Source organism: Spirochaetia bacterium, assembly GCA_022482625.1.
Classification (GTDB): Bacteria; Spirochaetota; Spirochaetia; order Sphaerochaetales; family Sphaerochaetaceae; genus Pleomorphochaeta.
Window position 1 is genome coordinate 3,345,746 of sequence record JAKVOU010000001.1, and the last position, 21,120, is coordinate 3,366,865.

Here is a 21,120-nt window from a genome sequence, read left to right on the forward strand (position 1 = left end):
AGGCTGGTGCCAGGCCAGCCTGCTGACATGGTTTTTTGTTGAGTAGTTGTTCGGAGCTTACCACTTGTTTTGGACTTTTTCCGCAAAACCAAGCAAGTGTGGAATCTGAAGTACCGTCCCATCGTCAAGGACTGCAGTTCCTTCAAAGGTACCGAAGACCTGATGCTGGAGACTTTTTATTACCTTGAAGTTGAAATGTGAATTTCTGTCCAGGGTAGGGGTGAAACTGAGATCCAATCGCCGTGGGCTCTGAATTTTCCACGGTCCTTCGGTATAGCCCTTAGGAATGGTGAAGGAAACTTCTTCCAGTTTATGGATCTTTCCATCATAAAAGATGACATTTTCACTTGCACTGGTCCGGTCGGAAAATCCATAGCCCAGATTCAAGCCGAATGGCACCTGGTCAATCAGGCCTGATGTGCTGGCCCAGTACCATGTATTGCTGTATGTCCAGTTTCCCCGTCCCCAGTCCAATAGTGAGAAAGTCGTGTCCTTTTCAATTGTCTCCGCAGCAAACCCCCTGCGGATGATACCTGTTGTTTCCATACAGTTGACTTTTTGGTTGAGGTAGAAAGCTTTTCTGTTTTCTTTCCAGCTGGTGGCAATGTTCATGGTTTCCATTGTCTGTGGTTGCTTGAGGGCGATATTGACGTCCAGACCGACTGAACCGTCCGGTAGTTTGAGTTCAGGTGCCGCAAAAATAAGCCGTCTGACATTTCCTTTTCGTATGAACGATGCCCGTAGCGGTGGCTTAGAAACGGCAACGGCGCTGTCAGCTGAACAATTGGAAGAAAGATGAACCCTACCCAAAGGAAGCGGCCAGTTTCGGCTTGTCTGTGAGACTGTTTTCCTTTTGTAATCCATGTAGGCGATTGCAATGAATCCATCATAACCAAGGTCACTGATGGTAGCTGAAATAGCGTAGCCTTTCTGCTGGTTTGTCAGGAGGTAATAGTCCCATTCCTTGAGCCGCACACGGCTTGCCCGCGCTTGTTTGCGGTCATATTGCCAGTAAGGATATCTTGCCCATCCTTCTTTTGTTACATGACCTTTTTCATTCAGCAAGGGAATTTCTTTGGTTATTTCATACTGCATGGGTGGTAACCTCTTTTCCATATTTTAGCTTGAAAACAGGATATTGCAAGTGCAATCAGAACACAGCCGTCATAAAAGAATCAGGACCTGCTCTATACAGATCCTGATCCTTTTTATTACGTCAACAAAAGCAATGCTATTTGCCTGAGGCTTCTGTTGAAGTCGTACTGGTTCCTGTCGTCGATGTCGACCCGGAATCGGTTTTTGCCGTACTGTTTTCTGTTGTTCCTGATGCGGCAGATGCATTATTGTTGGTGAAGTTCGTCTTGCTGAAGATTTCATTGATGAATACATTTGTGAAATCATTCTTGAACTTTGGATTGTCATCGCTGAGAATTGCATTCTGTAAGTCAGATTCCATCAACTGTCCTGCATAGTACGGATAAGCCTTCTTTATGTAGTCTCCCATACCTGAAGCCTTGTCTTCCTTGACGACCTTTACTACTACATAGGAACTATTATACTTGATCGGATCAAGGATTGAGCCTACCTTTGCCTTGAAGAGTTTCTTCATATTGTCAGCATCAGAAGAAAGGGCGGTAAGGTATTTACCGGAATCACTGTAGGAGAAACTACCCATGAACTGACTTCCTCCGATATTGGCCGGTGTAGAGGAAACAGAAATCGCCTTGAGGTCTTCGTCCTTTGCTGCCTTGTCGAAATCCGTTGTTGCTGCATCAGTGAATTCCTTGGCTTTTGACAGTAGGAACTCATCCATCAGGGAACTGTCCTTGAGAGAGATATAACTCTTGATTTCGGTAAGTATCTTTGCATCAGTATAATCTGGATCGGTTGCTTTCGTATCTATCTCGTAGAGTGCATAGCCACCATCAGCAGTTTCATAGGGACCGAAGACAGAGCCTTTGCTACCGCTGAGCAATACGGTTGCTTCATCACTGTTTTTGAAATTGCTCAGGATGCTGTAGTAAGGCATGATTCCCAGCTTACCGCCTTCAGCGGCATAGCTGTCTTTGCTTGAAGCTTTGGCAACTGTTGCAAAAGCTTCACCGCCGTTGATCTTGTCAAGTGCGGCTTGGGCATCATCCTTGCTGGAAGCGGAGAGTACGGACAGACCAATCTGCTGGAACAGCTGTGGATTTGCCTGTGCATATTTGGTTGCCTGATCATCAGGATAAGAAGTAGGAGAAAAAACGACGTACTCAAATGAACGGGTGTCATCGGACATGGATGCTACGTAATCGGCTTCCGCGTCACTGGTAACGCCGGATGCGATATCATTAAGGACTGTTGATGAAGGCAGGTTTTCTTGTACTGATGCACGTATGCTTTCTTTTGTGGAAACATCGGCATTCTTGTAGGCGTTTACATCGAATTTGCCGTTTTCATCATTATAATAGCCACCTGCTTTTATTGCTTCATTGATGGTCGTGTCAGTGGTGATGATACCGGCTTTCTTTGCCATATCGGAAAGTGCGGTGTAGATTACCGTGCTCTGGAAAGCTGATTCCCATATCTGGAACATGGCAAGCTGTGGACTGCTGCTGGACGAGCCGGAATAATTCTTGCTGTAGTTCTCGTATTGCTTTGCGAAGTAGTTGCCCGGAGCATAGCTGATATCCTTGCCGTCGTATTCACCGAATTTGATTCCTGCACCGTTCTTCCGGCCTACGATAGCTTCAACAGCCGGTGCCGCGACGAAGGTCAAAGAAACAAGTATCAGGATGACCATACCGAATATCCAGCCTATGCTTTTTCTTTCAGCTTTGGCTTTTCCGGCGGATATGTTGGTTACTTTCTTGGTATCTGCCGTAGTTTTTTCAGTTTCAGTTTTCTTGTCTTTGGAAGGCATTGTCTGATATTACCTCTCTACTAATAGTTGGTGTCCACATGATTCATTGGACATATCTTATGAAAAATACCATTTCAGCAGTCAGCTGTCAATGAAAAGAACCGGTATCAGTGGTTTTCCTCATTCATTTGACTGCCTGTGTGTTATTTTTGTCATTTCTGATGGGAGTTGAAATCCCATACATTCCCTCTGCTGCCCGTATGCCGCTTGCCCACGCACCGGTAATACCTCTGGATGTACCCGCCCCGTCACCGGCAAAATATACGTCTTCTGCGACCTTGAACTGCTCATCCAAGTAAATAGGTTTGTTCGCATAGAGCTTGATTTCGGGATAGTACATGATCGTTGAAGGATGGAGTACGCCCGGTACGATAGTGTCGAGGTTCTTCATGGCTTTCCAGATGGCGCGGAGTATCTTGGCCGGCATAGCCAGGGAAATGTCACCGGGACAGCAGCTCGGAAGGGACGGCTTGAAGTCATATAAGTCGTCATTGAAAGAAAATTCCTTGCTTCTTGAACCAAGCCTGAAATCTCCGACCCGTTGCATGAGCGGGCGGCCGCCTCCCAGTTGGGCTGCAGTCGTGCCCAGGTTCTGCGCATACTGCTGGCCTGAGGCGAGCGGGGCTGTGAGCCTGACTGTTTTCAGAAGTGCAAAATTGACAAGTCCGTTGTTCTTTGAGGATTCTTCGGAGTAGGCATGTCCATTCACCGAGAACCATTTTTCATTTCTTTCGGTCAGATATGTTTCCTTGACTACATGGGCCCTGCCGCTGTTTGTACAGAAGGTCCTTACTTTTTCAGGGAAATAGAACTTCGGGTCATAGTAATCCTTTACGATCGGATAATGTTCAAGTCGTGTTTCGACTCTTATGCCGATATCGACGATGTTGTCAACAAAGCTGACTCCCATATGGTGCATTGCCTGCTGAAGGAAACGAAATCCATGTCTTCCTGGGGCTACCAACAGTTTCCCATAGGTCAACTGTCTTGTATCCGTTACGATCGTGTGTGCCTTGTCATGGATGGAAAGTACTTCTTCTCCCAAGGCAAGGACGACGCCTGCATCAGAAAGCTGTCGTAGGAGTTTCTTGATCAGCTGCAGTCCTCCATCCGTACCCAGGTGGGTCTGTTGGATTTCTACTAATCTGCATCCTAGCCTTTCTGCTCTTTTTTGATATCTTGCGATATTGTCTTTTTGCATGAAATTCGGCTTGAAGAATGCAATCTGTTTGTCCAGATATGTTTCAGCCTGTTCCTGTGTCCAGTATTCTTCAGGGAATCCGATAGGATAGGTAAAGTTCATCTTGCAGTCGTTTCGCATGCCGCCTGTCGAGTAGCTTTCCTTGTCAAGTATCAGTATATCGCTGCCTTTTACAGATTTCTCAAGCAGGGCAAAGGCGCAGCCCATTCCTGCCGGGCCTGAGCCGACGATTATATAATCATAGTGTTCCATTGAAGACAAGGTCCTTTTTTTAAGTATACCCTGCATTATCCATCAATTGGCTTCCTTGGTCAAACGGCCTTTTCTTACTTGCCCAGCTACCATGCAAATGGTATCATTTCACCCAGATTACAAGTCTGGAGGAGCGTCTTGGAATATATCAATATCAGACAAGCCAGCCAAAAATGGGGTATTTCTGAACGAAGGATCAGGATTCTATGCAGCGAAGGACGGGTAGACGGAGTAACACGGTCCGGTTGGGCCTGGAATATTCCTGCCACTGCCCCAAAACCATCAGATGGCCGTACGCTCAGACATCTGCGGAATTTTGACCTGAGAATCGGAGGTATTGATTTCCGGGAACTCGAGGAAATGCAGTCCAGATTGTCAACAGCCAAGCTTGATGAGGGTTTCCGCCGTTCCTGTTGGCAGAACAACCTACACAAGTTCCTCTATCTGGCTTTGGCAGATGAAGGCTATGGAAAAGATGACATTGATTCTGCATTGTCTGGCGTGATTCCCGAAGGCATGGGTGTCCGTCGCTTTCTTCTTGTCATCAATGCACACAACATCCTTGTCGAATTTCTCCGTGGCAGCAGGAATACCGGCGGAGAGAAGACTTTCTTCAGTGAGGAACGCCTGTATGAAACCTATCGGCAGCTGTTCCGGGGAATCGATGATTATATTGAACCTTCCTATCGGAATGTAAGCATACCTCATGCCGGTGCCTGGAGTGGCGACAATCGAAGTTATAGCGTCAGTGTGCAGATGAAGACGTTGTTCATCCAATATGAAAGGGAATGGGCTTTCCTCAATCCTGTTGTCCGTGCAGCTTTCATGTTCGGTGAACTGCTTCGGATTCAGCCCTATGAAGCGCACACTTATCTGTTTGCTTTCCTTGTGCTTGCCGGTAATCTGTTGGATGCGGGCTATCCGCTTCCGATACTTGCTCCGGACAGGATAGATGAACTGAAAGCAGACCTTGCGCTTACGCTGAAGCGGGGAAACTACAACAAGGTACTCAGGATATTTGAGGAAGCTTTGGTCTTGGAATTTTCCGTGTTTTTACAGGGAGAAGGAGAGAATGAAAAAAAATAATGGTACTGTTACCCTTTTGAAGGGCTGTACGATAGCTGATGGTACGGGCAGGCAGGCTTTTGTCGGCGATGTTGCCTTGAATGGTAGTGAAATTGCAGCAGTTGGAAAAAATTTAGGAACTGACGGGACTGTGGTAGACTGTGCAGGGCTTCATCTGATGCCTGGTTTCATTGATATACATGGGCACAGTGACCTGAAGGTCCTGAAAGATCCTTCAATGACCTGCAAGCTACAGCAGGGTATTACGACTGAAGTAGCAGGCAACTGCGGCGTAGGGACTTTTCCCCTCTGTGCGGAAAGCAGGGAAGTGACCTTGCTGGATACGCGTGATGTACTTGGAACTTATGATTATGATTGGACTGATTTTGCGTCCTATGCCTCGAAGGTGGAAGAGCAGGGAAGTGGTACAAATATCCTTTATCTGCAGAGCCATACAGCCTTGCGGACCTGTGTATTGCATGACGATTGCAACAGGCCTGCGACGAAGGAAGAAATTACGTCCATGTGCCATCTGCTTGATGTGTCACTGTCACAGGGATGCATCGGACTTTCAAGCGGGTTGTATTATGCTCCATGTGTATTTGCACAGCGGGATGAACTTGAAGCATTGCTGCGTGTCGTCAGTTCCCATGGAAAGCTGTTTGCTGTCCACCATAGATGTGAAGGTGATGAAGTAGTTTCATCCCTGCAGGAAGTGCTTGACCTTGCCCGGAGCACAGGGGTACGTCTTGAAGTCAGCCATCTCAAGGCCATAGGCATAAAGAACCAGCAGTATGTTCCCCGGCTGCTTACCATGTTGGAGGAAGCCCGAAGAGAGGGAATTGATGTGGCCTTTGACCAATATCCATATGATTTCGGTTCCACAAGCCTGTTCAGCCTTTTGCCACCCCAGTATCTGCGCCTGTCTCATGACCAACTGCATATGGCCTTAGGTAACAGGGAAGACAGGAAGAGGATGTCTGCTATGATCATGCATCCCCAAGGATGGGATTCGCTTGTCGAACTTTGTGGTTTTGACAAGATCATACCCATTGTCCTGGAAGGTCAGGAAAACTATCAGTACAAGACATTGCGGCAGATTGCCCTGGAAATGAAAGGAAGCAGTACCGATGAGGCTTGCATGGATGCTTTTCTTACCTTGCTTGAAAACGAGCAGGGTGTTGCCTTGATGGTTGACACTACCCAAAGCGAAGAGAGCCTTTGTACTATCATGAGACATCCTCTCATGTGTTTCGGCACTGATGCATTGTATGCAAGCAATCTGTGCCATCCCCGTTCTTACCAAGCTGCAATACATATGTTGCAAGAATATTGCCTTGGTCAGAAAGTGCTGGGATTGGAAGAAATGGTACATAGGATGAGCGGCAAGACCGCACAGCGACTGGGCCTTTCTGACAGAGGCACAATAGAAGCCGGGAAGAAGGCAGATATTGTCTTGCTTGATTTGTCCAGGCTTAAGGATAATTCTACCTTGACTGATCCCGCGGCAAGACCTGATGGAGTTGAAAAGGTTTTTGTCAACGGCCGGCTGGCCATTGAGGACGGAAGGCTTGTTGCCTCCTGTCCGTTCGGAAAGATACTGAGAATGCTGTAATGCAGGAATTGTGGCAATATGCGGAACCGTATTGCCGCCTCAGGTCCTGTATCGTGTAAGGAATTGTCTTGTCCTTTCATGTTTCGGATTGCCGAATACTTCTTCTGGCGTACCTTCTTCCGCGATGAGACCGTCATCCATGAAAATAACCCTGTCGCTGATACCTCTGGCAAAGGCCATTTCGTGGGTAACGACGACCATGGTCATCTTTTCCGCGGCCAGTTCCCTGATGACTTTCAGGATTTCCCCGGTAAGCTCGGGATCCAATGCACTTGTCGGTTCATCAAACCATAGGACCTGAGGTTTGAGCGCAAGGGCCCGTGCAATGGAAACCCTCTGTTGCTGTCCTCCTGACAATTGGCAGGGATAGCTGTCAGCTTTGTCAGCAAGCCCCATTTTTTCAAGTAATCCCATAGCTGTGGCATCGGCATCAGTTTTTTCCTTGTGCAGTACCGAAACCAAGGCTTCCGTGATGTTCCTTTTGACACTGAAGTGGGGAAAAAGGTTGAAATTTTGGAAAACCAATCCGCACATGAGCTGAATCTGCCTGAGTTTGTCAGCAGAAGGCTGGTGACCGTTGTCGTACAGGATTTCTCCGCAGATAGTCACTTTTCCTCCCTCGATGCTTTCCAATTGGTTGATGGCCCTGAGCAATGTGCTTTTACCTGAACCGGAGGGACCTATGATCGAAAGGACTTCTCCTCTGTCAACGTGGAATGAAATATCCTTGAGTACCCTGAGGTCTCCATAGTTCTTGACCATGTGTTCGACGTTTATCATCCTATCCATTTCAACATTCTCCCGTTCAATTGTAGTAATCAAGTTTTTTCTCAAGAAGATCGAAAGCCTTTGAGACAACACCGTTCATGACGAAGTAGAAGATTCCCGCGACAAACAGCGGTGTAGTGGAGAACTCCCTTGCCGAGGCTGTCTGGGCAACCCTGAAAAGCTCTGCAACACCGATAGTCTGGGCCAATGCGGTATCCTTGACCAGGGTAATCACTTCATTGCCCATGGCCGGAATGATTTTCTTGACTACCTGTGGCAGTACTATGTGGGTGAATGTATGAGATTTCGTGAATCCCAAGACCTTGCCTGCCTCATATTGTCCTTTCGGTATGGATTGGATACCACCTCGGTAGATTTCAGCAAAGTAAGCCGCGTAGTTGATGACATAAGCGATGATGGCTGCTGTAAAACGGTCTGTTGAGGAGCCGAAGACGTAGTAGGGTGCAAAATACACGAAGATGAGCTGGAGGATCAGCGGTGTGCCTCTCATGATCATGATGTAGATGTTGACGATTTGAGAAATGATCTTGATGTGGCTCATCCGCCCTTTTGCCACGAGCAAGCCAAGTGGCAGGGCAAACAGGAGCGTAAGGAAAAAAATCTGGAAACTTACCACAGTTCCTTGGAGCATTTGTTGGAGAAGCTTTTCCACGTTGACCTCCGTAGGTTAAAAAATTCATTCTACTATAAGCGAAAAGTTCCGGGATACGCAACCCGAGGGACAAAAACAAGCAGGGGATGCTTCAGCATCCCCCGCATTTCATTCCTGAATGATGTTATTTCCCTATGACAGTGATATCGCTGCCGAACCACTGTGTGGATATCTTTGCCATTGTACCATCATTTGCCATGGCATCCAGTTCTTCCTGTACCTTGTCTCTCAATGCAAGGTCACCTTTGCGGAAGCCCACTCCGAACTGTTCGTCGGCAAGTGTCTGCTTGAGAATACGGAAATCCTTGCCTGATCTCTTGATGTTGTCAGTAGCGACCATGAGATCCACTGCAACTGCATCGACGCCGCCGCTCTGCAGGTCCATCAATGCCGTCAGGTTATCCTTGAAGTCAATGATCTGCTTCAGGCTGGATTTGAACTGCACATTTGCGTCAATGGCATCATTGGAAGATGAACCAGCCTGCACGCCGATGGTCTTGCCGGCAAAATCAGCCAAGGCCTGGTAAGGGGCATTGCCTTTTACGACCAGGACCTGTGCATTGTTCATATATGGCTTTGTGAACGTAAGGACCTTTTCCCTTTCTGGGGTGATGGTAAAGCCATTCCAGATACAGTCAATGTTACCGGTTGCCAATTCCTGTTCCTTGCTGTTCCAGTCGATAGGCTGGCATTTGAGTTCCACACCCATTCTCTTGGTGACTTCCTTTGCCAGGTCTATGTCAAAGCCTACGATTTCATTGTCGTCATTGCGATATCCCATGGGAGGGAATGAATCGTCAAGTCCAAGTACGAAAACACCCTTTTTCATTACCTTGTCCAAGGAATCATCCTTCCCCGGGACCTCTTGGTTACCGTTGGCAAAGAGAGCCAGGCCTGTGACTGCCACAAGCAGAACTGTAAGAAATCTTTTCATCTGTATGTTTCTCCCATAGTGTGTGTAAGGCAATTGCCTTGTTTCTGATACTATCGGAAAAAACACATCGTTTCTAGAGTCGTGATGCATAAATATACAAAAAAGTGTAATAATATGCAGAAATCGTAACCAACCCTTTGCCTAAGGTCTCCGGTCGCAATGCTCACAATCCTGTTCGCCATGGCAGAAGGTACAGTTGCATTCCTTGTTCTTTTTCTTGGTACGGATTCCCTTTATTGCAAGGAGGACCATTGTTGTTATTGCAGCCAAGACTGCAATGTTGGCTATAACTGAAACGAATGACATCAGAACACCCCCTTGGCAATAGTATATACCACTAAGGAGACTATGTAAGCCAGGCCTGTCTGCCAAAGAATTGTCAAAAAGAACAGCTTTCGGTCTTCAAGTTCACTTGCCATGGCCGACAACGAAGCTATGCAAGGAGAGGCAAGCAGTATGAACAGCATATATGAAAGTGCCGAAGCCGGGGTCAGAAGCAATGAAAAAGGTTGTCCTTGCATCGTGACGCTCAATGTGCTGACAATTGATTCCTTGGCTGCAATGCCAGTCAACAGTGCGACTGAAAGTTGCCATTTCCCGAACCCAAGAGGCTTGAATATCGGGGCAATGAATTTGCCGATTTGGGAAAGCATGCTTTTTTCAGCTTCGACTTCCATAAAACTGAAGCTGTATGTCTGCAGCAGCCAGATTACGACGCTGGCCAGCAGGATGGTGGTTCCTGCCTTGAGCAGAAATCCCTTTGTCCTGTCCCATGTCTGTATGGCAGTGTTCTTTAATGTCGGTACTTGGTAGCGTGGCAGTTCCATGATGAATGCATTGTTTTCCTTGTGCGTATCAAGGGCTTGTGCCAGGATACCGGTCAGCATGATAGCCAAGATACCTGTAAAATACATCAGCGGAGCCATGTACCATGCATTGTTGAAGAAATAAGTAATCATCAGCGAAAAAATCGGAAGCTTTGCACTGCAAGGAATAAACGGGGTGACGGCTATGGTAAGCCTGCGCATCTTCGGATGTTCGATGGTTCTGCTGGACATGATGGCAGGCACGGAACAACCGGTTCCGATGACAAGTGGAATGATGGATTTGCCGCTCAGTCCCAAGTCTCTCATCATCCGGTCCATGATGAAGGCTATACGGGCCATGTAGCCGCAGTCTTCCAATATCGAGAGGAGGGCAAAAAGCACGATGAGCTGGGGAACGAAAGAAAGCACGGAGCCACAGCCGGCTATGATACCGTCTACCAGCATGTGAGATAGGAAGGGAAGTACACCAAGCTGGGCAAACCATGTGGTAAGCGATTGCCTGAGTACCAGGATTCCTTTTTCAAAGAGTGGGACGGTCGCTCCTCCCACTATGCCGATGCTGAGAAAGAAAACCCCTGCCATGATAAGGATGAACAGGGGAATTGCCAAAATCCTGTTTGTCAGTATGGTATCGAGTGTAAATCTGTCTTCTGATTTCAGCTTGATTTGACAAGCCTTGCTGACTCTTTCGGCTACATGGTAGCGCTGGTCGATGATAATTGCTTCTATGTCATCATTGAATACTTTTTCCAGTTCAGTCCTTTCTCTATCAAGGACTTTGTGCAGTCTTTCCGGAACCGGTGGCATGTGAGTCCTGAACAGTTCATCCCGCTCAAGGAGCTTTATGGCACACCAACGGGGAGGATACCCGACCGGGATTGTATGGAGATAATCATCTTCGATCAATCGGGTGATGCAGGTTTCGACCGGAGGAGCAAAAATAGGACAGCTTGGAGCATGGGGATCAGCAAGAAGTTTTTCAGCTACTTTGGTAAATCCATCCAGCCCGATTCCCTTGCTGGCGGAAATTGATACGACCGGAGTTCCGAACATCTGGCTGAGCTGCTTTTCATCCAGCTTGATGCCCTCTTTTTCCAGCAGATCCTGCATGTTGAGTACCAGGATCATCGGCCTTGCCAGTTCGCTTAGCTGTGAAGTAAGATACAGGCTTCTTTCCAAGTTCGTGGCATCGATGACATCAACGACGATATCCGGTTTTTGATCCAGGATGAAACGTCGTGAGAGTTTTTCTTCCGGACTATAGGGAGAAAGGGAATAGATCCCCGGCAGGTCAACGACCTTGTGGCCTCTCCATAGCCCATCCTTTTCTTCTACGGTGACTCCAGGCCAGTTGCCTACATGTGCTGTCGTACCTGTGAGTTGATTGAAAAGAGTCGTCTTTCCGCAGTTCGGGTTACCGATCAAGGCTAGTGTCTTCATCTTTACCTCTACCGCAGAACCAGGTTTTCAGCCTGTTCATTCCGAAGGCAGAGGTGGTATCCTCTCAGCGACACTTCGATAGGATCACCCATCGGAGCCCTTTTGACTACCGAGACCTTGATGCCTCTGGTAAATCCCATGTCCATCAGCCGTCGCTTGATTTCCTTAGGTGCATTGATTGCCCCTATGGTTCCGCTTTGACCGACATCCAGTTTAGCCAGTGTCTTTGTATTTTCCATTTCAGCTATACTGTACTGAAATGGGCCGCGTTGGGCAATACAAAAATAAGCAAATGCTAACATTTTTCATGTATTTTTCATGTATCAGTATCCTACCCTTGTGTCAGAAAGGGGGCCGGTGTTTTTTCCTGTCTATATCGGCAGGGTAGAGAACTGTTTTCTGAAAGCCTCATGCAACCTGTTGTTACGTTGTGGACCTTCATAAAGGAGCGTGGAAATGCCTACTTCCGCTGCAGCTGCCCGGTTTTCAGCAAGGTCATCGATAAAATATGTCTTGTCTGCAGGATATCCCTCTTTCTTCAATATGTAGCGGAAAAATGCCGGTTGAGGCTTATATAAGCCGATTTCATTGCTTGCATATACAGCGTCAAACAATTTGCTGAAGCCAAGCTGTCCTTGGAAAATTTCCAAGTGCGGCTGGAATGTGTTGGATCCGAGAACCACTCGTTTACCTTCTGATTTCAATAATTTGACCAATGCCATCGTCTGTTCATTCAGCATCGGATGGAAGTGTTTGGCAAACGGTTCTCCTTCTACCCTGATGCCGAGCATATGTTCCAGATGCTTCCAGTACGCTGGTGTAGAAATATTGCCATCCATCAACGGGGCCGCATATGCCGTAAAATCAGCGAGGAATTCCTTTTTTGTCTTGCTGTCCATTCCATATTCCTTGATGATGCCTTCCAAACAGCTGATGCTGTCAATCATGACATTGCCTGCATCAAAGATGAACAACTGCGCAGAAGAAGTGGCGTCGCTGATATTGTCGTACAAGCCTTTCCATGACAATATATCTGAAAGACCTTGTATCGTCCGGTTACCTTCAGTACCGATGCCGACGGTATACATGCCTGCCTGATGGGCTGCTTCGATTCCGGTGGGCGCATCTTCATAGGCTACGCAGTCACATGGTTTCTGTCCAAGCATGGCTGCAGCTGAAAGAAAGATAGCGGGATTCGGTTTGCCTTGGCTGATTTTGCTTATGTCTACGATTTTGCTGAAGTAGGGCATGAGACCTGTCTTTGTAAGCACAAATGAGGCATTGGCACTTGCTGAAGCAATTATCATCGGTATGGAAGCTTCTGCCAGACGTTCAAGAAGGGCGACTGTGCCCGGAAGTACCAAGGATTTTCCCTTTTTGCTGACAAGTTCCTGGAATACTTTGTTTTTCCGTTCAGAAATACTATGGATGTTTTCCTCTGTCGGTGACTGTCCTACGGCTGTCAGAAAATTCCTTGCTCCTTCTTTTCTCAGGACTCCTCGTAGCCCTTCCAGGTCTTTTTCAGTCAATTCCTTGTTGAATTCAGTTCTTCCGAGCTCAATGTAACAGGATTCATGCAGTTCCTGGGTGTTGCACAAGACTCCATCCAAGTCAAAGACAGCAGCTTTCATACGTGGTACCTCCGGATTTTCCCTACATACTACAGGATGAAGGCAGATATGGAAAGTCTGTTTCCTTTTCTTTGTTTTCAATTTTACCTGCGGAGACAGCGGACTTATCGGAGATTGGTTTTATTTAGGTTCAAAACATAAATCCGATGATACTGAATACCATAGCAGCTGCCAGCATGATGATCTCAGGAAGGGGCAGGATCATATGTCTGACTTGTTTCTTATAGAGTCCATATGTTTCCTTGAATATCGGAATCAGTTGCTTCTTTTCCTCAAAGACTGCATTTATATATTGGAAGATCGCTATAAGCAAGGCAATTGCCATCCCTATGGAAGATCTGAGGGAAAGCATGAGTCCTGCCTGCAGTATAACGAACGTGCCATACATGGGATGCCGCACTTTTGCATAGTATCCGTCAGTTACGAGAGTAATGGGAGATCTTTTGTCATCCTTGCTTTTTGCCTTGTGGTTCTGTTGCGTTGCCTGTGAAAGTTTTACCATGCCATAACAACTCAGGATAAGGCCATATGTGAAGTAAGGTAGGTCAATTTTTGAGAATTCCACGCCAATGAAGGAAAACCATACAGGAAAAACGTGCCAAGGTCGGAAATCCGGTACAAAGCCAAGCAGATACTTGATGAGGTAATAGAGTAGGGTATATTCTACGATTCCCCATGCAAACATACTGAATGTGTGCAGGAAGCTACTTGACTGTAATTTTTCATATTGTTTGTCCCAGTGTAGCTTTTCTTCATATTTTAACAAAGTTGTTACCTCGTACGCCAAGATTCTATGCTATGGGGGCAATTGAAACACCCAGCATAAGCAATTTTTATCTTTTAGCAAATTCTATCTTTTAGTACAAGTGATAGATTGTATGGTAACGACATATTCTTGTGATTTTTGTGGCATCATGTAATTTAGGTTAATAAAAGAAGAACGTATGGATAAATCAATGAAATTTCAACTGTTGCGATCAATCAAGGTAGGTGCTACCATGACAGTCCTCTGGACTGTTGCCTTATGTCCAAGCAGGTCCACCATCATCCGTGCTGCAGAATTTCCCATCTGTGCAGGGTTCTGTGAGATTGTTGACAAATTCCATGCCTTTGTATCATTGATACCGTTGAATCCGATGATCCTGACTGTCGAGCCGATGGCCCTGAGATGTCGGAGAATGTCGATTGCAAGTTCATCATTGCAGCAGGATATGCCTGTGATGCCATGTTTTTCTACGAACCAGTCCAATATGAGGAACCTGTCTGCCTGCCTCATGGAAAAGGAACAGCTGTAGCAACGGCATTGTCCTTTGGCCTTTAGCTCATCACGGAATCCTTTTTCTTGGGATGTCAGTCCGTTGATGCCTTTGGCTTCACAGATGTACAGCAGGGAAGAGCAGTTCTTGTCCAGCAGGTAGTCTGCGGCCAATTTACCTCCCAGATACTTGTCACTTTGTATAGACGGATATCCTTCTGCCATGCAGCTGAGGAATACCATGGGGATGTTCTTCTGTGACAGCAGTTTGATGTCACTTGTTTCCGGTAGTACGGAGAGAAAGAGCAGGCCTGATACGGGAATATCGGCAAACTGTGGCAGGAAGGATTCTTTTTCCTTCTGATAATCCATGAAAATAAGATGGATCTGTTTCTGCTGGAGCATCTGGTAGACTTCCTCAAGCAGGTCATATGTATACCGGGAGAGAAAATCGTGTGTCACAAAGCCGATATAACTCTGGCAACTTGCTTTCATTGCCAGATGAGAAGCCATGGAATTGGGCTGGAAATCATATGCCCTGATGACACTGAGGACTTTCCCCTTGGTCTTTTCGGAAATATTCGGACTATTGTTGAGGACCCTGGACACTGTGCCTATACCGACATGTGCCTCTTTTGCTATTTCCTTGATGGTCAGATGCACTTCCTTCATATCGGAAAGTATGGATTCTTGCAATAAAGCTGTCAAGTTGCATGGTTTTTCTTTTTCAAGTGGCTGAAGTGAATTGACAGGTAAGCCGAGTAGGTAGATAATGCATCCCGTGGAAGCGTTTCCAAATTAAAACAAACATAGGAGTTTTCTATGAAGATTGTACTAGTAGGTGCCGGCAGTGCCCAGTTTGGTGCCGTGACATTAGGGGACCTGTTCCAGAGCGATATTCTGGCAGGAAGTGAGATCGTACTGGTAGATATTGACTGTGAAGCCTTGGACAAGATGCTCCATGCGGCACAGGATTACCTTGCAAAGACCGCACGTCCTTATTCTGTTTCTGCAACGACGGACCGTACGGAAGCCTTCAAAGGTGCTGATGCCGTTGTCATTTCAATTGAAGTCGGCAGTCGTTTTCCGCTATGGGATATGGATTGGAGCCTGCCGCAACAGTATGGGATCCATCAGGTATACGGCGAGAACGGAGGAGCCGGAGGAACGTTCCATGCCCTGAGGATCGTACCTGTGATAGTCGGGATCTGTGATGATATCGTCAGATATTGCCCGCAGGCCTTGGTCCTCAACTATTCGAATCCGATGAGTGCAATCTGTACGACGGTGGAGAGAAAATATCCAGATCTGAAATTCATCGGACTTTGCCATGAGATCGCATCCCTTGAACGCTATCTTCCAGGCATGCTTGGTACTTCCTTTGACAATCTTTCGCTGAGAGCTGCAGGCCTCAATCATTTCAGCGTCCTTCTGGAAGCAACCTACAAAGATTCCGGTCGGAATGCCTATCCCGATATCCTTGCCAAGGCCGATAGTTTTTTTGAAAAGGAACCGGGTTATTCCGCTTTGCTGGACTATTACAGGAAAAATGGGAAGTCGGTGGAAACGGAAGGAAGCCATGAAAGGGTAGCAGGGCTGGACAGTGGCAAGCCTTGGGCAGACAGGACATTGTTCGAAGTAATCCTGCACCGGTATCATCTGCTTCCCATTACCACCGACAGTCATTTGGGTGAGTACATTTCCTGGGCTGCCGATGTAGCAGACCATAAGGGAATCAAGGATTTTTACAATTACTATCGCTTGGTCTTGGGGAACAAGAAAGTGAAGATTGACAGTTCTATACATGAACGGCTAGCCTATATTCTTGAAGGATATGCAGAAAACAGCGGTTATGAAGAACCTGCAGTCAATATCCGCAACGACGGCTTTATACCTGATCTGCCATCTTGGCTTTCTGTTGAAGTGCCTGCACGGATTACGGAAAAGGGTGCGGAAGGCATAGCTTTCCCCGATTATCCCAAGGGGTTTCTTGGCCTTTTGCGGAATTATAGCAGCAGCTATGATCTGATTGCCGAGGCGGTATTGCATGGAAGCAAGGAATATGCATTGCAGGCTCTTATGGCAAATCCTGTCATTGACGTCTGTGCACAGCTTCCTGAGTTACTTGACCAGGTGATTGCCATGCAGAGTCCATGGCTTGACTATCTCAAATAGCGGTACCATCAGCTGTCCCGGTCCACAAGGGTCGGGACTAAGCTGATGTGCAACTGTGGTTTGCTACGGTTTGCAAGAAGGGAAAGTATTGCACGGACAATGACTGCACCCAATTCATGCGGACCTTGGGAAATCGTGGACAATCCCCAGGCCTGTGTGATGCCCAATCCATCATAACCGATGATCCTGATATCTGCCTGTTTTTCCCGTATTGCCTGCAGTACGCCGATGGCGATTTCGTCACAGTATACGAAAACTCCGTCATATTTCCCTTGGAAACTGATTTCCTTGCCAATCCTATAGCCGTCTGTTTCTGCAATATCTGCAAAAAATTGTCTTGGCTTGCCATATCCCAGTTTCTGCAGTTCGTCAAAAAAACCTTTGTGCCGCTCTGAATTTGAGGAAGAATCTCCTGCCTGCTCAACAATGCAGGGGTTCCTTACACCTTTTTGGAACAAGTAACGGGCAGCAAGGCGTCCACCTTCTTCATTGTCGCATACAATACAGTTTTCTCCAGGAAAATCCTTGTCTGCAAATAGTACCGGTATGTTCCTGTTCTTCAGAAACTGTACTTCCGCAGAAGTCGGATCGAGACTGAAGAACACGACTGCCGAGAGTTTCATTTCTATGATTGTCCTGATGAAATCTGATGTTTTCCGCGCATAGTCAAGTATGACCAGCTGGTAACCGGATTTCTGCAGGTTGCCATAGGTGTTCTCAAAGATTTCGTAAAAATAATGTATGGAAAAGTTAGGTACGACCAGACCTATGCGTTTGTTCGGTTTCCTATTGCCTGCCAATGCCGTTGCCGAAGGGTTTGGTATGTAGTGGAGTTCCTTTATTGCTTCAAGTACCTTTTCCCTTGTTTCCTGTGATGTGTGAGGATTTTGGTTGAGGACACGTGAGACGGTGGCAATGCCCACCTGTGCCTTTGCGGCAATTTCCCTGATGGTTACCTTTGTTTCCGACATGGAAAAATCATACGTTTGCTTTTCCTGAAAGTCAATGTACGTGGTATCGGTAAGTCTTGCAGGAGCCTGGTTCCGGTATTTTGACAATTGCAATCATCCTATGTGAAGATACCGATGAAAAACGATGACAAAAACCCAAAAATAAGATACGATTGACAGCATGTATAAGTCGGGTGAAGATTATCTTGAGGCAATACTTGTTGTCGAAAATGAGAAAGGAAAGGTCCGCTCCATTGATATCGGACGTCAGCTCGGTGTCTCCAGACCTAGCGTGAACCGTGCGGTCAATGTATTGGCTTCACAGGGATATCTTGAACATGAGACGTATGGCAATGTCGTACTTACGGACAAAGGAAGACGTTATGCCCAGCGTGTATATGGACGGCATACTGCCCTTGCTCGTTATCTGCACGAAATCCTTGGGGTAAGCCAGGAAATCAGTGTCAGGGATGCCTGTCTGATCGAACATGATGTATCGCCCGAGACAATGGACAGGATCAAGGAACACTTGCAGGCTTTCGATGCGCAGAACAAAGGGAGCAAGGGCTGACTGTATCGGATTCCCTATTGGTTGTTGTTTGTCAGCTGGCTACGATATACACTCGGTGTCAGACCGCAGAAACGCTTGAATATCCTTGCGAAATATCCTGGGGTAGGGAAGCCGCTCAGAGCAGCAATTTTCTTGACGGACAGTTCCTTGTTGAACATGAGTTCAACGCTTCTGTTTACTCTCCAGGCGTTAAGGAACTGGAGAAAATTCATTCCCGTATACTGACGGAAAATCCTTGAAAGGTGACTTTCACTGACATTGAGGAACGTCGCTGCTTCCTGCAGGCCGATATTCTTGTCATAGTTGTCCCGGATATAGTCAATGGCCTTGTTGGCCAACTTGTTATCTGTCGTCAATGTCAGAGGAATTGCATCATCGGCAACCAAAGCATTGACTACTGATTTGATCTGACAATCCCTGACTTTGTCAAGTTTGTTGATCATTGCCTGCAGTACCTTGTCAACAAGCAGGAAATCAACCGGTGGAATTATGGTCCTGAAAGGGCCCTCAAGATCCTGTGAGGCAATGACGACCGTATGCTGGAGAGAACACTTGGAAAGGAACAATTGCCCTTCCGCATCCTTTACCTTGTCATCTGTGATCATGATGTCACAGCTGAGCAACTTAAGTAATTTTGAACCTATTTTGCCGTCTCCGGTGCTTCCTGCAAGTTCTAGGTCCAGGCTTTCCCATCTGATGTTGTCTGTCAGGCCCTGTCTGAGGCCATTGTCCTCGAGTACGATCAAAACTGTATGATGTCCCATAGCCAACCCCTTTGCCATTTACTGAAATGCAGACTTGTCATGATGCTACCTTATGATTCCTGATGAATCGGTAGGTATACATCAAATTCAAGACTTGGCGATATCAAATTTATGACAGATTTGTCGAAAAATGTCAATGATACTGCATATTCAAGGAATATCTATGCAATAAATGAATATTATTGATTTTTATTGCAATTTTGGGTTGACAAGGAAACGAAATTGAGTCTAAGGTAGTGACACCAGCTGAAAAGCGTATCTATCGCAAGGAGCACAGGATGAATACCGCATATATATCTTCTGTATCGCTATCCATTATTCCTGTCCATGTAGTAAACATGGTAGTAGCTCTGTATGCTGTCGTAATTCTTATTCTAGCAAGCCTACTAATTATTATTTAGCCACGGTACGTCAGAGATAAACAGACAAAACCGTGGCAAGCCTCCCCCAATCAGACCGTGGGAGCGTTTTTCTATATCCAAAGGAGAATCAAAGATGGAAGACAAGAAGGAACTGAGATACACACTGGCATTGTTGGTCAAAGACCATGCAGGTGTCCTTCAACGCGTAGTGGGCCTTTTTTCACGGCGTTGCTACAACATTGTCTCTCTCAGTGTCGGTCCTACCTCTACGGAGGGAATCAGCCGGATTACCATTGTCGTCGGTGGCAATGAATCCATAGTACGGCAGATCAAGAACCAGCTTGAAAAGCTTATAGATGTCCATCGGGTCGTCATACTGGACAGTGAAAGGTCAGTCCAGTCAGAACTCCTGCTTGTCAAGCTTCAGACCAAGGACGGCAACCGGAGCCAGGTGCTGGAACTTGGTGAGGTGTTCAAGGCAAAGATTGTTGATGTCACTCTTGAAACAATAACTTTTCAGATGATCGGGGGACTGAACAAGGTCCATTCATTCCTTGATTTGGCCAAACCTTTCGGCATTGTAGAAATGGCTAGGACCGGTATGACGGCGCTTGAGAGAGGACCCCTTCCTCTTTCGCTTCATCCCTATGATGAGGATGATGACTGAAACAGGTATTTTCGCGCATGCGAAACAGATATGAAAATTCAATGGCTGGAAGCCAAAGGACAAAAAAATGAGCAAGATGTATTATGACTCAGATGCAAACCTTGATTTTCTCAAGGGTAAGAAGGTAGCTATCATCGGGTATGGTAGCCAGGGACATGCACATGCACTTAACCTGCAGGAAAGCGGGGTTGATGTAGTCGTCGGTCTTTACAAAGGCTCAAAGAGCTGGAAAATTGCTGAGGAAGCTGGTTTGAAGGTCATGACAACTGCCGAAGCCGCCAAGCAGGCACAGATCATCATGATGCTGGTACCTGATGAAAAACAGGCAAAGATTTACAAGGAATCCATTGAACCTGGACTGGAAAAGGGCGATTATCTTGCATTTGCCCATGGATTTAACATCCATTTCGGTCAGATCGTACCTCCTGAAGATGTCAACGTCATCATGATTGCTCCGAAGGGGCCAGGTCACACGGTAAGGTCACAGTTCAAGGAAGGTAAGGGTGTCCCTTGCCTCATTGCCCAGACCCAGGATCCTTCAGGCAACAGCCATGATGTGGCACTTGCCTATGCAAAAGGATTGGGTGCCGGCCGTGCCGGTATCTTCGAAACGTCCTTCAAGGAAGAGACCGAGACCGACCTTTTCGGCGAACAGGCAGTACTGTGCGGCGGTGTCTCTGCATTGATCAAGGCTGGATTCGATACACTGGTCGAAGCAGGTTATCAGCCTGAGATGGCTTATTTCGAATGCTGCCATGAAATGAAGCTGATCGTCGATCTGATCAACCAGGGTGGACTTTCCTATATGAGATATTCCATTTCTGATACTGCAGAATATGGTGACTATACCTGTGGCCCTAAAGTCATTACCGATGACACCAAGAAGGCAATGAAGGGCATTCTCACGGACATACAGGAAGGAACCTTTGCACGCAACTGGTTGCTTGAAAACCAAGTCGGCCGTCCTTACTTCAATGCAAGAAGAAGAATGGAAGCTGACAGCCTTCTGGAGAAAACCGGCAAGAAACTACGCGGCCTGATGAGCTGGCTGAAGAAGTAACCGGT

At 46.7% G+C, this 21,120-nt stretch carries 20 protein-coding genes; 6 read left to right on the forward strand and 14 right to left on the reverse strand.

The genetic code is table 11. The annotated features are described in order from the left end of the window. Nucleotides 1-57: 57 nt before the first annotated feature. The 3 genes from LKE40_15195 to LKE40_15205 form a co-directional block, all read right to left on the reverse strand. The gene (locus LKE40_15195; GenBank protein MCH3918774.1) at nucleotides 58-1,116 is read right to left on the reverse strand and encodes a DUF2804 domain-containing protein; all 1,059 of its coding nucleotides are present in this window, start codon (nucleotides 1,114-1,116) and stop codon (nucleotides 58-60) included. A gap of 115 nt (nucleotides 1,117-1,231) precedes the next feature. Beyond that, entirely contained in the window at nucleotides 1,232-2,905 is a 1,674-nt protein-coding gene (locus tag LKE40_15200) for a SurA N-terminal domain-containing protein (protein ID MCH3918775.1), read from the reverse strand. 124 nt (nucleotides 2,906-3,029) lie between these two features. Further along, nucleotides 3,030-4,358 carry an FAD-dependent oxidoreductase gene (locus tag LKE40_15205; GenBank protein MCH3918776.1) on the reverse strand — a complete coding sequence of 443 codons (1,329 nt, stop codon included), beginning with the start codon at nucleotides 4,356-4,358 and terminating at the stop codon, nucleotides 3,030-3,032. 138 nt (nucleotides 4,359-4,496) lie between these two features. Between LKE40_15205 and LKE40_15210 the strand changes: the two genes are divergently transcribed. Together LKE40_15210 and LKE40_15215 are read left to right on the forward strand one after the other, a co-directional pair. Next, on the forward strand, nucleotides 4,497-5,444 hold the full coding sequence (locus tag LKE40_15210; protein MCH3918777.1) for a hypothetical protein: 948 nt from the start codon (nucleotides 4,497-4,499) through the stop codon (nucleotides 5,442-5,444). Beyond that, nucleotides 5,431-7,038 carry a D-aminoacylase gene (locus tag LKE40_15215; protein ID MCH3918778.1) on the forward strand — a complete coding sequence of 536 codons (1,608 nt, stop codon included), beginning with the start codon at nucleotides 5,431-5,433 and terminating at the stop codon, nucleotides 7,036-7,038. Before LKE40_15210 ends, LKE40_15215 begins: the two co-directional genes overlap by 14 nt. Before the next feature lie 39 nt (nucleotides 7,039-7,077). Here LKE40_15215 and LKE40_15220 read toward each other — a convergent pair whose 3' ends face one another. From LKE40_15220 to LKE40_15260, 9 genes are all read right to left on the reverse strand, one after another. Further along, nucleotides 7,078-7,818 (reverse strand): amino acid ABC transporter ATP-binding protein, encoded by a 741-nt coding sequence (locus LKE40_15220; protein MCH3918779.1) that lies wholly within the window; start codon nucleotides 7,816-7,818, stop codon nucleotides 7,078-7,080. A gap of 25 nt (nucleotides 7,819-7,843) precedes the next feature. After that, nucleotides 7,844-8,479 carry an amino acid ABC transporter permease gene (locus tag LKE40_15225; protein ID MCH3918780.1) on the reverse strand — a complete coding sequence of 212 codons (636 nt, stop codon included), beginning with the start codon at nucleotides 8,477-8,479 and terminating at the stop codon, nucleotides 7,844-7,846. Nucleotides 8,480-8,603: 124 nt separating this feature from the next. Next, nucleotides 8,604-9,413, reverse strand: coding sequence for an amino acid ABC transporter substrate-binding protein (locus tag LKE40_15230; protein ID MCH3918781.1), 810 nt, complete (start codon nucleotides 9,411-9,413; stop codon nucleotides 8,604-8,606). A gap of 141 nt (nucleotides 9,414-9,554) precedes the next feature. Then, a complete protein-coding gene (locus LKE40_15235) occupies nucleotides 9,555-9,719 on the reverse strand; it encodes a hypothetical protein (GenBank protein MCH3918782.1) in 165 nt (54 codons plus the stop codon). Further along, nucleotides 9,719-11,680: a ferrous iron transport protein B gene (gene feoB, locus LKE40_15240; GenBank protein ID MCH3918783.1), complete on the reverse strand. Its 1,962-nt coding sequence runs from the start codon at nucleotides 11,678-11,680 to the stop codon at nucleotides 9,719-9,721. Before feoB ends, LKE40_15235 begins: the two co-directional genes overlap by 1 nt. An 8-nt stretch (nucleotides 11,681-11,688) precedes the next feature. Continuing rightward, nucleotides 11,689-11,919, reverse strand: a complete 231-nt coding sequence (locus tag LKE40_15245) for a ferrous iron transport protein A (protein ID MCH3918784.1) — start codon at nucleotides 11,917-11,919, stop codon at nucleotides 11,689-11,691. Nucleotides 11,920-12,051: 132 nt separating this feature from the next. Next, a complete protein-coding gene (locus tag LKE40_15250) occupies nucleotides 12,052-13,311 on the reverse strand; it encodes an HAD-IA family hydrolase (GenBank protein MCH3918785.1) in 1,260 nt (419 codons plus the stop codon). A gap of 130 nt (nucleotides 13,312-13,441) precedes the next feature. Continuing rightward, nucleotides 13,442-14,077 carry an isoprenylcysteine carboxylmethyltransferase family protein gene (locus LKE40_15255; protein MCH3918786.1) on the reverse strand — a complete coding sequence of 212 codons (636 nt, stop codon included), beginning with the start codon at nucleotides 14,075-14,077 and terminating at the stop codon, nucleotides 13,442-13,444. A 198-nt stretch (nucleotides 14,078-14,275) separates the two neighbouring features. Beyond that, nucleotides 14,276-15,238 carry a LacI family transcriptional regulator gene (locus LKE40_15260; protein ID MCH3918787.1) on the reverse strand — a complete coding sequence of 321 codons (963 nt, stop codon included), beginning with the start codon at nucleotides 15,236-15,238 and terminating at the stop codon, nucleotides 14,276-14,278. A 150-nt stretch (nucleotides 15,239-15,388) separates the two neighbouring features. On the opposite strand from LKE40_15260, the gene LKE40_15265 reads away from it, so the two are divergent. After that, nucleotides 15,389-16,741 carry an alpha-glucosidase gene (locus LKE40_15265; protein ID MCH3918788.1) on the forward strand — a complete coding sequence of 451 codons (1,353 nt, stop codon included), beginning with the start codon at nucleotides 15,389-15,391 and terminating at the stop codon, nucleotides 16,739-16,741. A gap of 8 nt (nucleotides 16,742-16,749) precedes the next feature. On the opposite strand, the gene LKE40_15270 is transcribed toward LKE40_15265, so the two are convergent. After that, the gene (locus LKE40_15270; GenBank protein ID MCH3918789.1) at nucleotides 16,750-17,712 is read right to left on the reverse strand and encodes a LacI family transcriptional regulator; all 963 of its coding nucleotides are present in this window, start codon (nucleotides 17,710-17,712) and stop codon (nucleotides 16,750-16,752) included. Nucleotides 17,713-17,872: 160 nt separating this feature from the next. Here LKE40_15270 and LKE40_15275 point away from each other — a divergent pair, with 160 nt between their 5' ends. Then, entirely contained in the window at nucleotides 17,873-18,262 is a 390-nt protein-coding gene (locus LKE40_15275) for a metal-dependent transcriptional regulator (protein ID MCH3918790.1), read from the forward strand. A gap of 14 nt (nucleotides 18,263-18,276) precedes the next feature. Here LKE40_15275 and LKE40_15280 read toward each other — a convergent pair whose 3' ends face one another. After that, on the reverse strand, nucleotides 18,277-19,026 hold the full coding sequence (locus LKE40_15280; protein ID MCH3918791.1) for a DNA-binding response regulator: 750 nt from the start codon (nucleotides 19,024-19,026) through the stop codon (nucleotides 18,277-18,279). Nucleotides 19,027-19,521: 495 nt separating this feature from the next. On the opposite strand from LKE40_15280, the gene ilvN reads away from it, so the two are divergent. Together ilvN and ilvC are read left to right on the forward strand one after the other, a co-directional pair. Then, a complete protein-coding gene (ilvN, locus tag LKE40_15285) occupies nucleotides 19,522-20,055 on the forward strand; it encodes an acetolactate synthase small subunit (GenBank protein MCH3918792.1) in 534 nt (177 codons plus the stop codon). Between the two features lie 67 nt (nucleotides 20,056-20,122). Then, entirely contained in the window at nucleotides 20,123-21,115 is a 993-nt protein-coding gene (gene ilvC / locus LKE40_15290; protein ID MCH3918793.1) for a ketol-acid reductoisomerase, read from the forward strand. Nucleotides 21,116-21,120: the final 5 nt, after the last annotated feature.